This is a genomic window from Bradyrhizobium sp. UNPA324 (assembly GCF_006658635.1).
GTDB classification, from domain to species: Bacteria; Pseudomonadota; Alphaproteobacteria; order Rhizobiales; family Xanthobacteraceae; genus Bradyrhizobium; species Bradyrhizobium nanningense.
This window is the reverse complement of sequence record NZ_LFJD01000004.1, coordinates 545,029-559,609: the sequence shown is the minus strand read 5'-3', so window position 1 is coordinate 559,609 and position 14,581 is coordinate 545,029. Positions and strand designations below refer to the sequence as shown.

Annotated in this window: 13 protein-coding genes; 7 read left to right on the top strand and 6 right to left on the bottom strand. The window is 64.6% G+C overall.

Features of this window, described 5'->3' with window-relative positions:
* Window positions 1-51: 51 nt before the first annotated feature.
* Window positions 52-291, bottom strand: coding sequence for a hypothetical protein (locus UNPA324_RS02605; RefSeq protein WP_128920655.1), 240 nt, complete (start codon window positions 289-291; stop codon window positions 52-54).
* 590 nt (window positions 292-881) lie between these two features.
* On the opposite strand from UNPA324_RS02605, the gene UNPA324_RS02600 reads away from it, so the two are divergent.
* Both UNPA324_RS02600 and UNPA324_RS02595 read left to right on the top strand, forming a co-directional pair.
* Entirely contained in the window at window positions 882-1,853 is a 972-nt protein-coding gene (locus UNPA324_RS02600; protein ID WP_141933333.1) for an SDR family oxidoreductase, read from the top strand.
* 263 nt (window positions 1,854-2,116) lie between these two features.
* Window positions 2,117-3,232 (top strand): alpha/beta hydrolase family protein, encoded by a 1,116-nt coding sequence (locus UNPA324_RS02595; RefSeq protein WP_141933331.1) that lies wholly within the window; start codon window positions 2,117-2,119, stop codon window positions 3,230-3,232.
* Between the two features lie 15 nt (window positions 3,233-3,247).
* Here the strand turns inward: UNPA324_RS02595 and UNPA324_RS02590 are convergent, their stop codons facing one another.
* Window positions 3,248-3,754 carry a MarR family winged helix-turn-helix transcriptional regulator gene (locus UNPA324_RS02590; RefSeq protein WP_128920658.1) on the bottom strand — a complete coding sequence of 169 codons (507 nt, stop codon included), beginning with the start codon at window positions 3,752-3,754 and terminating at the stop codon, window positions 3,248-3,250.
* 402 nt (window positions 3,755-4,156) lie between these two features.
* Between UNPA324_RS02590 and UNPA324_RS02585 the strand changes: the two genes are divergently transcribed.
* Entirely contained in the window at window positions 4,157-5,713 is a 1,557-nt protein-coding gene (locus UNPA324_RS02585; RefSeq protein WP_141933329.1) for a porin, read from the top strand.
* Between the two features lie 261 nt (window positions 5,714-5,974).
* Here UNPA324_RS02585 and UNPA324_RS02580 read toward each other — a convergent pair whose 3' ends face one another.
* The 3 genes from UNPA324_RS02580 to UNPA324_RS02570 all read right to left on the bottom strand — a co-directional run bounded on the left by UNPA324_RS02580 (window position 5,975) and on the right by UNPA324_RS02570 (window position 7,860).
* The gene (locus UNPA324_RS02580; RefSeq protein WP_164936406.1) at window positions 5,975-6,448 is read right to left on the bottom strand and encodes a GcrA family cell cycle regulator; all 474 of its coding nucleotides are present in this window, start codon (window positions 6,446-6,448) and stop codon (window positions 5,975-5,977) included.
* Between the two features lie 71 nt (window positions 6,449-6,519).
* The gene (locus UNPA324_RS02575) at window positions 6,520-6,717 is read right to left on the bottom strand and encodes a hypothetical protein (protein ID WP_007603456.1); all 198 of its coding nucleotides are present in this window, start codon (window positions 6,715-6,717) and stop codon (window positions 6,520-6,522) included.
* A 201-nt stretch (window positions 6,718-6,918) separates the two neighbouring features.
* The gene (locus UNPA324_RS02570) at window positions 6,919-7,860 is read right to left on the bottom strand and encodes an acetamidase/formamidase family protein (protein WP_141933327.1); all 942 of its coding nucleotides are present in this window, start codon (window positions 7,858-7,860) and stop codon (window positions 6,919-6,921) included.
* Between the two features lie 167 nt (window positions 7,861-8,027).
* On the opposite strand from UNPA324_RS02570, the gene UNPA324_RS02565 reads away from it, so the two are divergent.
* The 4 genes from UNPA324_RS02565 to UNPA324_RS02550 are packed head-to-tail and all read left to right on the top strand — an operon-like array spanning window position 8,028 to window position 12,028.
* Window positions 8,028-8,795, top strand: coding sequence for a YdcF family protein (locus UNPA324_RS02565; protein ID WP_164937403.1), 768 nt, complete (start codon window positions 8,028-8,030; stop codon window positions 8,793-8,795).
* Window positions 8,796-8,852: 57 nt separating this feature from the next.
* Window positions 8,853-9,635, top strand: coding sequence for a DUF169 domain-containing protein (locus UNPA324_RS02560; RefSeq protein WP_141933325.1), 783 nt, complete (start codon window positions 8,853-8,855; stop codon window positions 9,633-9,635).
* Window positions 9,636-9,644: 9 nt separating this feature from the next.
* A complete protein-coding gene (locus UNPA324_RS02555; RefSeq protein ID WP_141933323.1) occupies window positions 9,645-10,823 on the top strand; it encodes a saccharopine dehydrogenase family protein in 1,179 nt (392 codons plus the stop codon).
* Window positions 10,824-10,852: 29 nt separating this feature from the next.
* Window positions 10,853-12,028 carry a saccharopine dehydrogenase family protein gene (locus UNPA324_RS02550; RefSeq protein WP_128920665.1) on the top strand — a complete coding sequence of 392 codons (1,176 nt, stop codon included), beginning with the start codon at window positions 10,853-10,855 and terminating at the stop codon, window positions 12,026-12,028.
* A gap of 108 nt (window positions 12,029-12,136) precedes the next feature.
* Here the strand turns inward: UNPA324_RS02550 and UNPA324_RS02545 are convergent, their stop codons facing one another.
* The gene (locus tag UNPA324_RS02545) at window positions 12,137-14,440 is read right to left on the bottom strand and encodes a GumC family protein (RefSeq protein WP_128920666.1); all 2,304 of its coding nucleotides are present in this window, start codon (window positions 14,438-14,440) and stop codon (window positions 12,137-12,139) included.
* Window positions 14,441-14,581: the final 141 nt, after the last annotated feature.

Below are 14,581 nucleotides of genomic sequence, written 5' to 3'. Positions count from 1 at the left end.
GAAGGGAGCGCGTCTCCGGGGCGTTTCCTCGATGCTCGTAGTTCTACGGGTCTACGCGTGGCTTTTGATCTCGTAGTGACCCGGGACGCATTTGAAGCGCTCGAGGCGCCAGTTGGCGTGATAGATCGGATGCTCGCCCATCCATTTCGCTAATGGTGCCTGTGCGCCGACCGCGCACTGCATCATCGAAATCTCGGGCGTCATGTTGCTGTCGGTCACGATTTCCTCGACGCAACTGCCTGAGCTAGCTGCGCTAAGCCGGCAGAGCACGGCTACGACGGTCACGAACATTCCTGTCACCTCATCGGTCGTTTTGGACCACGAAGAGGATGCAAGCGGAGTGCCAGAGCCTGTGACACGCAAACAACACGCTGGCCTGGTCGACTCGACCCAGTGTCCGGAGTCCATTTGACGATTCGGATTGTAAAAAAATTGCCCCTCAACCGAAGCCGGACAAATACGGGAACCGGGCACTTATGCCCGACTGTGGCACCAGCGCCGCGCTAACGGTGTTTCACGGCGACGACGGAGCAAGCGCCTCGTCCTTCGAGACGACCGCTCTCAGCGGTCTCGTCAGGATGAGGCTGACGGGCATCGGTGCTTGTTGAAACTAGCGCAACGGACTCCGCCCTCATCCTGAGGGCCCCCCAATGGCGGGCGTCTCGAAGGATACGCCGCGGGCGTGGCTGCCTCCCATGTGCGGACCACGCGAGTGACCGCACTGGAACGATCAATAGTCCGCGCGCCGAAATAACTGACGCCGAAGATCGCTATCGCCGATCCGCTTTTACCTGCGCATGCAGCGCTGCTACATTTTGCGCGCGCCGGCAGGCGGCGCGGTGACGAAGAAACATACCGACAAGGGAGGGGCCGAAAGTCCCATGAAGGATTTTGCAGGAAAGATCGCGGTCATCACCGGCGGCGGCACGGGAATGGGGCGCGAGCTCGCGCGGCAATTGGTGGCCGAGGGCTGCAACGTCGCGATATGCGACGTCTCGGAGGCCGCGATGGCCGAGACCAAGCGGCTGTGCGAGACCGAAAAGCTTCCGCAAGGCCTGCGCGTCACGACGCATGTCGCCGACGTCGCGATCGAGGATCAGCTGAAGCGTTTTCGCGACGAGCTCGCCGTGCAGCAGAAGACCGAGAAGATCCATCTGCTGTTCAACAACGCCGGCATCGGCGGCGGCAGCAGCCTGTTCACCAACACGCGCGAGCAATGGGAGCGCACCTTCAACATCTGCTGGGGCGGCGTCTATCTCGGCGTGCGCACCTTCCTGCCGCTGCTGGTGGCCGCGGACGAGGCCCACATCGTCAACACCGCGAGCGTCAACGGCTTCTGGGCCTCGATCGGCATGAACCAGGCGCACACCGCCTACAGCTCGGCGAAGTTCGCGGTGAAGGGATTCACCGAAGCGCTGATCAACGACCTCCGCCTGCACGCGCCGCACGTCAAATGCTCGGTGGTGATGCCCGGCCACATCGGCACCTCGATCGTCTCCAATTCGCGCAAGGTGCAGAGCGCCGATGGATCGGAGCGGCTCAATGCCGACGAGGTCGCGCTGACCCGCAAGCGCATGGTCGCGGCCGGCATGCCGGATGCCGACAAGATGTCGGACGAGGACATCCAGGCGGCGTTCGCCGAACGCGCCCGCAGCTTCCTGGAGGACGCGCCGACGACAGCCGTTCAAGCGGCGAAGATCATTCTCGACGGGGTCAAGGCCGAGCGCTGGCGCATTCTCGTCGGCGAGGACGCCAAGCGTCTCGACGAACGCGTGCGCGCCACGCCGGAGCAAGCCTATGACCGCGCCTTCTACGAAAGTTTCACGCAGGAGGTCGGCTGGCGACTCGGTTGAGCTTGCGGCGGAGATCGTCGTCGAACGCGCGCGCATGTAGGTATGATAATCATCATGTCAAGAGGTGCGCGCGTGATATCGCGTGACACCTCTTGCCAATCGCCGGCTCCCTATGTCGGATTGGCATGTCATGCATGCGTCATGGATCGTCGTTCAAGCGATGTTGATCTCGAACGCTTGGAATGCCGCGCGCGGCGTCTTGGTCGGGCACCTGAAATGGTTTAGTCAATCAGGGGTAACGCGATGACAGAGCGTAGCTCCCGATGATACCCGCATGCCTCTCCGACGACTGGATCCTTTGCCCGGAGCGGGAGGACATCTCCGCTGAATTCACGCGCCTGCTGACCGCGGCCCAGGAGGGCGGCGCCACGATCGCCGAATGCCTGATGATCGCGCGGCAGCTGAAGCGGGGCGACGACCGCTCCTGGCATCGCGAGTGGAAGCGGCTGGCGCAAGCCAACCGGCAGCGCGCCGAGGCTGCGTTCGCGGAAGGCCACATGGCGAGCGCGCAGCGCAACTGGCTTCGCGCTATGAACTATTATAGCGCGGCGGCGATGCCGCTGGAGCAGGACGACGAGCGCCGCTGGGTTGCCGTGCTCGCGATGCAGGAATGCGCGCGCCGCTACCTTTCGGCGCGCAGCCCGGCGGGCGAGGTCGTGACGATCCCATGGCTCGACGGCCATGCGCTGCAGGGCTACTTCCTCCCTGCGCCGTCGGGCAGCGCGCGAGCGCCGACCGTGATCTGCATCGGCGAGCCCGGCCACCGCAAGGAGGAGTTCCTATTCAAGCTCGTGCCGCATGCGCGCGAGCGTGGGTTCTCGCTGCTGGCGCTCGACCTGTTCGGCGACCAGCGCGACGATTTCATCGACGCGCTGTTGCGGCGGCGCGATCTCGAGAGCGCGATTCCTTGCGTCATGGACTATCTGGAGATGCGCAGCGACGTCGATTTCGCGCGCGTCGGGATCATTGCCGATGGCTGGGGCTCCTCCTTCGTGGCGCGCGCCGTGCTGCAGGAGCCGCGGCTTGCCGCCGCCGTCTGCGACGGCGGCTTGTGGGACCTGCACGAGCGGGCCTTCTTCGCCAGCCGGTTCGCGCTGAGCGACGTCAGCATCGTGCCGGTGCCGCATGCGCCGCTGATGGCCTCCAGCGCCGACTGTCCGGTGCTGATCACGCTCGGCGAGGACGGCTGGCTCAAGGCCGACCGGGCCCGTCAGATCGTCCAGAGCTCCCGGCTCGGCAGTTCGGATGTCATGTTGAAGGTGTTCACTGCGTCCGAGACCGGCGCGGCGCAGGCCCATGCTGACAATCCGAGCCTTGCCAACGAATACATCTTCGACTGGCTCGAATCGCGGCTCGGTGCCGCCGCCCGGCGGATCTGAGCACCGCCCTCAGGCCTAGAAGTCGAGCGAGATCCGGACGCAGGCCTTCTCGAGGCGGTTCTTCAGCGTCGCGAGCTTGGTGGTGAATTCCGTCAGCTCGTCCTCGTCGAACTCCTGGAAGACGAACTCGCGAATCGTCTTGTATTGCTCGTGGAGGCTCGCGATGTGCTTCTGCGTCTTGTCGGTCAGCGACAACCGCACCACGCGGGCGTCGGTCGGCGAGGGGCGGCGGCGCAACAGCGCCTTCTTCTCGAGCAGCTTGGACTGGGTGGTGACGAAGGACGGATCGACGTGGAGCAGCTTGGAGACGACGTTGACCGGGATACCGTCGTCCTTGTCGAGGTCGGAGATGGCCATCAGGATCAGCCATTGCGGGCCGCTGATGCCGAGCGTCTTCGCCCAGAACTGACGCAGCTCCTCAAGATACATGTTGATCGACGATATCTCCCAGGTGAAGCGCCTGATGATATCCAGATTGCCGATCGAGCGCAGGCGCGCTCCTTCTTTCCTCGTCGCGGACACAGCGTCACTCCCGTGAACCGATTTGTTCAGGCCGGTGTTCGTGGAAGGCCATAGTCCACGCAAGCCTGCTCTGACGCAAGTGCAGGGCAGGGTAATTTCGTCACTAAAACTACAAAGATGATCAGCTCAGTGATTGCCCCCGCAGGCCACGGTGTTGCGCGCGGGGCACAGGTTTAGCAAAACCGAAAAGCTGACCTAATAAACTATTTTGATTACCGAACGACGCAGGCATATTGATCTTCGACGGTGGGGGGTACTCGATCGTCCCGTTGCAGGTGGTTCGCTCACGTTCCTCGCGTCGAAAGCGGGAGTGTCCGAAAGCGGCCGAGCGGATTTGAGAGGCGGGGATCTTGGGGGGCCTCACGGTCCGTCTCCGCAAAATGAGCAACTTGGAGGTTTTAAATGAAAGTGGTGAAGAGCCTTTTGCTCGGCACTGCGGCGGGTCTGATCGCCGTCGGTGGAGCCCAGGCGGCCGATCTTCCGGTCAAGGCCAAGGCGGTCGAGTACGTGAAGATCTGCTCGCTGTACGGCGCGGGCTACTACTACATCCCGGGCACCGACACCTGCATCAAGCTGGGCGGCTACGTGCGTGCCGAAGTGGCGCTCAACGCCGGCGGCAATTACAGCGCCCAGTACAACGGCGTGTTCGCGGCCAACAACCGCCTGAACAACTACTACTCGATGCGCGCTCGTGAAGATCTCAACATCGACACGCGCACCGCGACGGAATACGGCGTCGTCCGCACCTATTTCGACGCGGTCTTCACCTGGACGACCGGCAATTACGGCGGGACCGGTTCGGCCACGGGCGCGACCCAGTACAGCGGCACGATCGGTCTCAACGCGGCCGGCACCGGCCTCACCGGTTCGGGCGGCGGCAGCATCAACGGCACCGACGGCAACATCTCGGGCGGCGCGCTCGGCGTCTACTACGCCTTCATCCAGTTCGCCGGCTTCACCATGGGTAAGGCGGTGTCGCAGTTCGACGCGCCCTGGATCAACTATCCCGGCAACAACTTCGACCAGCTCGTCGGCGGCAGCGGCACCACCAACGGCGTGGCGCAGTTCACCTACACGGCCGACTTCGGCCAGGGCGTCACCGCTGCGTTCTCGGCGCAGGACCAGACGCAGGTCTACCAGACCAGCCTCTGGAACACGGCCGGCATGTCGACCACGGGCGTGCTCGGCGGTGCCTACGGCTCGAACGACATCGGCGGCAGCCGCTCGCCGGACCTCGTCGCGATGGTTCGCGTCGATCAGGCCTGGGGCCTGTTCCAGGCCTCGGTCGCGGCTCACGACAACCATGTCGCCTATTACGGCGCCAGCGAAGTCACCGGTCATCCGGAAGACAAGTGGGGCTGGGCCGTTCAGCTCGCGTTGGGCATCAAGAACATCCCGACCGGTGCCGGCGACGTGATCAACATCTCGGGCGTCTACACCGAGGGCGCGAGCCGCTACAACTTCCAGGAGCTGGCCGCGACCAGCTACTCGATGTTCGGCAGCTCGAACGCGGCCTATCAGAGCATCGGCTTCGCCGGCGTGTCTGACGCGGTGTTTGCTCCGGGCGGCCAGCTCGAGCTGACCAAGACCTACGGCTTCCGGGGCGCCTACACCCACAACTGGAGCCCGTACTGGAACACGGCGCTCTACGGCGCGTGGGCTGCGGTCAACTACAGCGGCACGGCCAAGGGCCTGATCTGCGGCAGCGCCGCGTTCGCCACCCTGACCGGCACCTGCAACCCGGACTTCAACATCGGCCAGGTCGGTGTCATCACCCGCTGGACGCCGGTGAAGAACCTGACCTTCTCGGCTGACTTCACCTACAGCCACCTCGATCAGAAGTACTCGGGCGCGATCACGACCGCAGCGCTGACCGGCGTCGCCAAGCCGGCGGCGACCTACGAGCTGAAGGACCAGGACACCTACAGCCTGCTCCTGCGCGCCCAGCGCAACTGGTAAGCTTCTGGGTCCTTCGATCCGACACAGCCCCGGCGGGACACCGCCGGGGCTTTTTTTGCGCACGTTCGGCACTTCTCGTCGTCCGTGCGGCGGACGAAGACGAGCTATGCGATTCAATCGCGCCAGATTAATTTACTTACATGAGTTACTAAGCTATATAGCTCCTAGCCAGATACGAAAGTTGCGGCTCTTAGCTTCACGCTAAGCCTCCAGAAACCTCCGGCGATGCCCCGCCGGAGGTTTTTATTTTCGGCCTGGACTTCAGCCCCGCATCACGCGCGCACGGGCGTTCGGCCGGTAGGCGAGGCGGCTGTGGCCGGCGCAATAGGGCTGGCCGTCGGGCGCGGAATTGCCGCAGAAGCAGAAGTCCTCGGCGCCCGGAGTCGAGATCGGCCAGCGGCAGCGGTTCTCGGCAAGCTCCAGCAGCGAGCAGCGATTGGCGTCGTCGATCGGCCCCGTCGCCACGGGGGCGTCGGTGTCGCCATAGATCGTGGCGAGCATCTCATATTGCAGCCGCGGCACGGCCCTCTGCGCCCGCGCCGGGCCCCGATCCTGAACCTTGCGATCGTCGTTGGTCCGGCCACGCGTCAGGTTGAGGCGGGAGAGCTTGCCGATCACGGCGTTGCGGCTGACGCCGATGTCGGCGGCGATCTCGCGGCAGGAGAGGCCGGCCTCGAAATGCCGCTTCAGGAGCTCAATTCGTTCGTCGGTCCAGGTCGGTGAGAGAACAGGCATTGGTAACGGTCCCAGGTTGCAGATGTCGGCCATCCGCCTCGAGATCCGTCCGCCTCACGTTCGGCGCGCGCTCACGTCCTGCCATTGTCGCGGATCGACAAGAGCCCGTCCTTGATGGCGAGACGGATGCCTTCCTCGATCAAGGTACGTGCGACGCCGGGAACGCTGGTGCCGTGGGTGCCCTGTCTCACCAGCTTCTCCAGGTAGGTGATGGTCGAGAGCGCCAGGGTTACGGGAATGCGGTCAGTCTCGGCTTTTTCGGTGGCCATGGCCCGAACGCTAGCCTCTTACTCGGGTACATAAAAGTAACGATTAAGACTCTATTTAGGTTCAGGGGCGGAAGTCAAATGCAGGCTGAGCTTGACGCTCAGCGTGTTGGAATCGCACGGGAAATTAGTCGCGACCGAGCGCGCCGCGCGGAGTACGGGCGGCGGTGTGGCGTCAACAGGTTACGGAAACGGCGTCCGAGCTCAGCCGTGCACGATCGCCTTTTCGATCATGCAATGGATGCCTTTGGCGCCGTTGACGGTCTGGGTGACCCTGAGATCGGCGGCCAGGCTGCACAGCGTGTAGGCGTCCTCGCGCGACAGGTTTCGCGTCTCGCCGAGCAGCGCGATCATGTCGCGCAGCGCGCGCACCACGCATTGGTCGAGGTCGGGGTCCATCGCCATGGTGATGTAGTGGGTCGCCGTCTCGGCGCGGGGATAGTCGAGCTTCAGGTCCTTGCGCAGCGCCAGGCGGAAGCGGCCCTGCAGCGCGGTCTCGATCGCGGTGACGCAGACCTCGCCGTCGCCTTGGACGCCGTGGCCGTCGCCGCAGGAGAACATCGCCCCCGGCACGAACACCGGCAAATAGAGCGTCGCGCCGGCGCCGAGCTCCTTGTTGTCGAGATTGCCGCCCATCGCGCGCGGCACCAGCGAGGAGATGCGGCCCCAGGCCGGTGGCGGCGACACGCCCATCACGCCGAAGAACGGCTTGAGCGGCAGGTCGAGGCCCCACGGCATGCGGCCGGTCATCTTGGTACGGTCGAGCGGGATGTTGAGGATGCGGGTCTCGTGAAAATCGTCGGGCAGGGTGCCGGACAGCGGCTTGATCATGTTCCAGCCCCAATCCTGCCGGAGCTGAACGTCGAGGATCTCGACCGCGAGTACGTCGCCGGGCTCGGCGCCCTCGACGGCGATCGGGCCGGTCAGAATGTGGCCGGGCAGCATGCGCTCGTTGCTGGCATGAACCTCGAGCATCTCGGGGGGAATGTGAAACTTGTCGCGGTCGGGCAGCATGTCAGGCCCGCCGCTGATGGTGTCGACCGTCACCTCATCGCCGCTGGCGATGGTGAGGACGGGCTTCAGCGCGGCTTCGAAGAAGCCCCAATGGCAGGTTTTGGGACTGGAATGCAGGTGGTGATGGGTCATTTGCCGCGTCCGGTCGCTTTCATCAGGCCAGGCTTGACCCGGCGCTCGATCCTCTTTCAAGAAGCTGTCTGAAGATCGCCGGGCAGGTCAAGCCCCGCGCAGACTGGCAAGGTCATTCCCGCGAGGCTCCCCTGTTTTTCGTCCTGTCCAAGACCCTCGGCACTGCGCTGCTGCCGATCAACCTTCTGGTCGAGCTCGGCATCGTCGCGCTGGTGCTGATGGCGACGCGCTTTGCCGCGCTCGGCCGCAAGCTTGCCGTGACCACGCTGGTGTTGCTGGCGCTGGCGGCGTTCTCGCCGCTCGGCAATCTCTTGATCTATCCGCTGGAATCGCGCTTTCCCGCGTGGGACGCCTCGCGCGGCGCGCCCGACGGCATCATCGTGCTCGGCGGCTCGGTCGACACCGATCTTTCGGCGGCGCATCGCACGCCCGTCGTCGCGCACGCAGCCGATCGTCTGTTCGCGCCGGCCGAGCTCGCGCGCCGCTATCCGAACGCGCGCATCGTGTTCACCGGGGGGAACGCGAACCTGGTTTCGACCGAGGCGAAGGAGGCCGACTATTCCGCGCCGATCCTGGAGAATCTCGGCATCCCGAAAGAGCGTCTGATCCTCGAGCGCAATTCGCGCAACACCTGGGAGAATGCGATTTTCACCAAACAGCTGGTGACGCCGAAGCCGGGCGAGCGCTGGCTGCTGGTGACGTCGGCCTTCCACATGCCGCGCTCGATGGGAATCTTCCGCAAGGCCGGATTTGACGTCGAGGCCTATCCGGTGGACTGGCGGATGGGCGGACGTGACGATCTCTTGTCTTTCACCAATATCGGCGCGGACGGACTAGGCCGAACCGAAGTTGCGGTGCGCGAGTGGATCGGGCTCGTGGCTTACCGCCTGATGGGCAGGACCGGCGAGTTGCTTCCGGGACCCGGCAAGGACTAGAACGAGAACCGCAAAACAAGAATACGCGGCGCACGATCGCTGCGTCCGGAGGAAGCCATGCAACAGCACAGTGCAGACAGCATCGATCTTGCCGGCCTCGTCGCCGATCTCAACAGCCTGCTGCGGTTGAAGACGAATGTGATCGGCATGAAGTTGTTCGCGCAACCGGCGGAGATGGAGGCGATCCCAAAAATCCGGCGGCCGAACGCGATCCACACCACCGACCAGATCGTCAGCATGGCCGCGCGGCTGGGCTGGACTGTCGGCATCACCGCCGACGATCTCGTCGGCGCGCAGTGCCGCGCGGTGATCGGCCTTGCGCCACAGGACGACAAATGGCGCGCCGGTGAAAATTATGTCGGGATCTGGCACGGCACGGCGGAGGACGCGCGCAAGCGGCAGGAGGCGCTGGACGTTGTTCCGTTCGGACAATATCAGGCGCTCGCCGTCAGTCCGCTCGCGAGCGGGCGGCTCGATCCGCCCGACATCTGCCTCGTCTATGCGACGCCCGGGCAGATGATCATCCTGATCAACGGGCTGCAATATACCGGCTACAAGAAGTTCGAATGGGGCGTGGTCGGCGAGACCGCTTGCGCCGATTCCTGGGGGCGGGCGCTCAAGACCGGGGAGCCCAGCCTGTCCTTGCCATGCTATGCCGAACGGCGCTATGGCGGCGTGCCGGACGAGGAGATGCTGATGGCCTTGAAGCCCGCGCATCTCGCCAAGGCAATCGAGGGCATGAAGGCGCTGGCCCGGAACGGCCTGCGCTATCCGATCCCGCCCTATGGCATTCAAAGCGACGTCCGTGCCGGCATGGGCGTGAGTTACGCGAAAAAGTAAGGGACGACCATGAGCTCTGCGAAATTCGACATCGTCGTCTACGGCGCAACCGGTTTCACCGGCCAGCTCGTCGCCGAGTATCTGACGAGGCAATACAAAACTGACAATTCGCTGAAATGGGCGATGGCCGGCCGCAGCCTCGGCAAGCTGAAATCGGTACGCGATGCGATCGGCGCGCCCGGGAATACGCCGCTGATCGTTGCGGATGCGTCGGACGCGGCCTCGCTGAGGGCGATGGCGGAGCAGACGATGTCGGTGATCACGACGGTCGGTCCGTATCAGCTCTATGGCGAGGAATTGCTCGCGGCCTGCGTTGCGACCGGCACGGATTATTTCGATCTCTGCGGTGAGCCGATCTGGATGCGGCAGATGATCGACAAGTACGAGGCGGCTGCGAAAGAGAGCGGCGCGCGCATCGTGTTCTCCTGCGGCTTCGATTCCGTGCCGTTCGAGCTTGGGACTTTCTTCGTGCAGGAAGAGGCCAAACGCGTGTTCGGCGCGCCCGCCGCGCGCGTGAAGGGCCGTGTGCGCGACATGCGCGGCACGCTGTCGGGCGGCACCGCGGCAAGCGCGAAGGCAACCTTCGACGCGGTCGCCAAGGACATCAGTCTGATCGCGATCCTGAACGATCCGTTCGCGTTGACGCCGGGTTTCACCGGCCCGAAGCAGCCGAAGGGCAACAGGCCGGTGCTTGAGGAGGATCTGCAATCCTGGGCCGCGCCGTTCATGATGGCGCTGATCAACACGCGCAACGTCCATCGCTCCAACATGCTGATGGGTTTCCCGTATGGCCAGGACTTCGTCTACGACGAGATGGTTTTGACCGGCCCCGGCGAGCAGGGCGAGGCTAACGCCAAGCGCGTGATGGCGGCGAACGCCGAGAAGACCGGCCCGAACGCGCCGAAGCCGGGCGAGGGGCCGTCGAAAGAGGAGCGGGAGAACGGCCGTTTCGACCTTCTCTATGTCGCGATTGCCCCCGACGGCCGCATGGTCCGCGCCGGCGTCACCGGCGACCGCGATCCCGGCTACGGCTCGACCTCGAAGATGATCTCCGAATGCGCCATCTGCCTGCTGCGCGACGCGACGGACGTTCCGGCCGGCTTCTGGACACCGGGCGCGGCGATGCAGCACAAGCTGATCAAGCGGCTGCGGGACAATACGGGGCTGACGTTCGCTGTGGAAGCATAACGTCCACGCCTCCGAGGACCGCGCGATCCATGTCAGCGAAGTTCGACATCGTCGTCTACGGCGCTACCGGATATACCGGCCAGCTCGTTGCCGAGTACCTCGCCGCGCACTACGTCGGGGACGGGGCGCCGACATGGGCGATGGCAGGACGCAGCAGAGACAAGCTCACGTCAGTTCGCGACGCGATCGGCGCACCTAAGGACACGCCGCTCATCGTTGCCGACGCAGCCGATCCCGCATCGCTGCAGGCGATGGTGGATCAGGCGAAGCTCGTCGTCACCACCGTCGGTCCGTACCAGCTTTATGGTTCCGATCTGCTCGCCGCCTGCGCCGCGTCGGGCACCGACTATATGGACCTCTGCGGCGAGCCGATCTGGCTAAAGCAGATGATCGATATGCATGAGGCGGCCGCCAAGGCGAGCGGCGCGCGCATCATGTTCTCGTGCGGCTTCGATTCCATTCCGTTCGAACTCGGTGCGTTCTTCGTGCAGGAGGAAGCCAGGCGCGTGTTCGGAGCGCCTGTATCTCGCGTCAAGGGGCGCGTCCGCGACCTCAGCTGGAAGTTCTCCGGCGGCACCTCGGCAAGCGCGAGGGTCACCTTCGAAGCAGTTGCGCGGGATCTCAGCCTGGTGTCGATCCTCAAGGACCCCTTCGCGTTCACGCCCGGCTTCGAGGGACCGAAACAGCCGCGCGGCAACAAGCCTGTTTTCGAGGAAGACCTGCAATCCTGGTCCGCGCCGTTTGCGATGGCGACGCTGAACACGCGCAACGTCCATCGCTCCAACATGCTGATGGGATTCCCGTATGGCCGGGATTTTGTCTACGACGAGATGGTGCTGACGGGGACAGGGGACGAAGGGCAGGCCAACGCGAAGCTGGTCATGGCCGCCAACAGCGAAAAGACCGGCCCCACAGCGCTCAAGCCGGGCGAGGGGCCGTCGAAGAAAGAGCGCGACAACGGTCACTACGACGTGCTCTATGTCGCGATCGCGCCCGACGGCCGTCAGGTTCGTGTGGCGGTGAAAGGCGATCTCGATCCCGGCTATGCCTCAACGGCGAAGATGATCTCCGAATGCGCCATCTGTCTGTTGCGCGACACGCCGGATGTTCCGGCCGGTCTCTGGACGCCGGGCGCAGCGATGCAGCACAAGCTCATCAAGCGGCTGCGGGACAATGCGGGGGTGACGTTTGAGGTTGAGACGTAGCTCGGCATTGTTGGGTGGGCCCCCGGGCCAAAAGACGTCTGCAAATTAGGCGCCTCTAAAGCTCCCCCCGACTTTGTGCAAAGCCCTTACAAGGGGAGCGGGTAAGACCTACGCCGCCACCACGCGCGGCGCTTCCGTCGCATTCGAGGCCTGCACCGGCTTGCTCAGCATGGTCACCTCGCTGAAGCCGACCTCTCTCAGCTGCTCGCACATCAGGTTGCGCGCGTCGGGCGCCATCGCGGTATCGGGCACCACGACGGCGCGGGCATGCGCCGTCAGCAGTTCGGCCGGAAGGTCCGAGGCGCTGCCGGCGTCGATCAGGACGTGATCATAGGCGCGCAGCAGTGCGTCGATGGCGAGCGTCACCCGCGGCGATTGCAGCAGGCTGCGATCGAAGCCGGGACGGCCGGCCATCACCAGATGCAGCCGCGACAGCTTGTCCCGGGTGATAACTTGCGCGAACGACGCCTCTCCTTGCATCAGCTCGGCAAGGCCGGGCGCCGAAGCGTCGACGCACACCGCGGCAATCGTCGGCGAGGACGCGGCGAGATCGACCACGACGACGCGCGCCTCGCGCGCCAGATGCCGGGCCAGCGTCAGTGTCGACAGCGTGATGGCTTCGCCTGAGGCAGTGCCGAGCACGGTGACCTTCTTCGCTGCAGCGCCGGCGGCGCGCAGGCGGTCGGCCAGTTGCTCGATCTCGGCGAATTCGGTGACGTCCGCATCGGTCGTCATCTCCGGCTGCAGCGGTACGGGCTCTTCCAAATCGGGATCGATGCGGGGCTCGGCGGTCGGTTCGACGACCGGCTGGACTGCCGCCTCCTGGCGCACCGGCGCCTGTGCCGGGAAAACCGCCGCCACCGCGCGCGGTGCGGTCTGGCGCAACAACTCCCCGGTGACGACGACGCCGGACGATAGCAGCAGCGTCGCGATCGTCGCGATCAGCACGATCGGCAGCTTCTTCGGATAGGCCGGCGTGTTCGAGACGATGGCGCGCGAAATGATGCGGCCATCGGTTGGCGCGGTGTCGATGGTCTCGCGGGTGTTGGCCTCGCGGTACTTGGCCAGGTAAGTCTCGAGCAGATCGCGCTGCGCCTTGGCTTCGCGCTCGAGCGCGCGAAGCTGGACGTCCTGACCGTTGGTCGAGGCCGCCTGCTTCTTGAGCTGCTCCAGGCTCACGGTCAGGCCGTTGACCCGGCCTTCGGCAATGCGCGCGTCGTTTTCGAGCGAGCGGGAGATCTTGGCCGCCTCGTCGCGGATCTGGGTATCGAGATCGCCCAATTGGGCTTTCAATTCCTTGATGCGCGGATGGTTGCCGAGCAACGTCGAGGACTGCTCGGCAAGCTGGGCACGCAGCGTGACGCGCTGCTCCGACAACCGCCGCACCAGCTCGGAGTTCAGCACCTCCGACGCCTCGATCGGCTTGCCGCTCTGGAGCATCTCCTTGATCAGCCGCGCCTTGGATTCGGCGTCCGCCTTCATCGAGCGCGCATTATTGAGCTGGGTGTTCACCTCGCCCATCTGCTGGTTCGACAGGGTGGTATTGTTGGTGCCGACGAACAGGCTCGACTTGGAACGGAAATCCTCGACCCTGGCCTCGGCGTCGGAGACCTTCTTGCGCAGATTCTCAATTTCCCCGGCGAGCCACAGGCTCGCGTTCTTGGCCTGCTCCTGGCGCGCGCCCTGCTGGAGCACGAGATAGCCGTCGGCGATCGAATTGGCGACGCGGGCCGCAAGCTCGGGATCGGCGGATTGGAATTCGACCACGATCACGCGCGACTTGTCGACGGCATAGGCCTGAAGGCGCTCGTAATAGGCATCGAGCACGCGCTCTTCCGGCGTCATCGAGAACGGATCGCGGCCGATACCGATCATCGCGGCCAGCGACTTCAGCGGCGAGACGCCTTGCAGCACCGGATCGAATTCGGGACGTTCGGCGAGCTTGTTCTTCTTGATGATCTCGCGTGCGAGATCGCGCGACAGCACGAGCTGCACCTGGCTGGTGACGGCCTCGGCGTCGAGCGCCTGCCGCTCCTCGGTGCGGTCGCTGTTCGGGCGCAGGAACACGTTCTCGCGGCCATCGATCAGGATGCGCGATTCGGACTTGTAGCGCGGCGTGACCAGATTGACGGCGGCAATCGAGGCGACGAGCGCCAGCACCGTCGGCACGACGATCCAGCCGCGCTTGCGTGCCAATGCGGCACCGAGCGCGTGCAGGTCGATATCGCCGGATTCGACTTGCGTCTGCTTCGTGACGATCGGCGCAGGCCTCGCTTCAATCCTGGGCTCGACCTTGACTTCAGCCCTTTCAGCCTTGACTTCAGCTTTGGGCGCGACTTCGGCTCTGGGCTTTGACACGGCCCGCGCAACCACCGCCTTGTCCTTGCCGGCACGCCAGAACGCTAAACGCATCGAACACTCCCGCAGGGGCAATGCCACCAAGCTAACTCAACCGGGGCGATTACACTCCATTAAGGTTGCCGCTGGGTTAATCGCAGCATCCGGCGATCGTTGCGGTCGTACCGGTCACCGTTTGTTAACCACGAGGGCTCT

Excerpts from the sequence above, each read along its gene's own strand:
- UNPA324_RS02600 (WP_141933333.1), top strand. The coding sequence starts at position 882 with ATGAAGGATTTTGCAGGAAAGATCGCGGTCATCACCGGCGGCGGCACG.
- UNPA324_RS02560 (WP_141933325.1), top strand. The coding sequence starts at position 8,853 with ATGCAACAGCACAGTGCAGACAGCATCGATCTTGCCGGCCTCGTCGCC.
- UNPA324_RS02550 (WP_128920665.1), top strand. The coding sequence starts at position 10,853 with ATGTCAGCGAAGTTCGACATCGTCGTCTACGGCGCTACCGGATATACC.
- UNPA324_RS02555 (WP_141933323.1), top strand. The coding sequence starts at position 9,645 with ATGAGCTCTGCGAAATTCGACATCGTCGTCTACGGCGCAACCGGTTTC.
- UNPA324_RS02595 (WP_141933331.1), top strand. The coding sequence starts at position 2,117 with ATGATACCCGCATGCCTCTCCGACGACTGGATCCTTTGCCCGGAGCGG.
- UNPA324_RS02575 (WP_007603456.1), bottom strand. The coding sequence starts at position 6,717 with ATGGCCACCGAAAAAGCCGAGACTGACCGCATTCCCGTAACCCTGGCG.
- UNPA324_RS02605 (WP_128920655.1), bottom strand. The coding sequence starts at position 291 with ATGTTCGTGACCGTCGTAGCCGTGCTCTGCCGGCTTAGCGCAGCTAGC.
- UNPA324_RS02585 (WP_141933329.1), top strand. The coding sequence starts at position 4,157 with ATGAAAGTGGTGAAGAGCCTTTTGCTCGGCACTGCGGCGGGTCTGATC.
- UNPA324_RS02570 (WP_141933327.1), bottom strand. The coding sequence starts at position 7,860 with ATGACCCATCACCACCTGCATTCCAGTCCCAAAACCTGCCATTGGGGC.
- UNPA324_RS02545 (WP_128920666.1), bottom strand. The coding sequence starts at position 14,440 with ATGCGTTTAGCGTTCTGGCGTGCCGGCAAGGACAAGGCGGTGGTTGCG.
- UNPA324_RS02580 (WP_164936406.1), bottom strand. The coding sequence starts at position 6,448 with ATGCCTGTTCTCTCACCGACCTGGACCGACGAACGAATTGAGCTCCTG.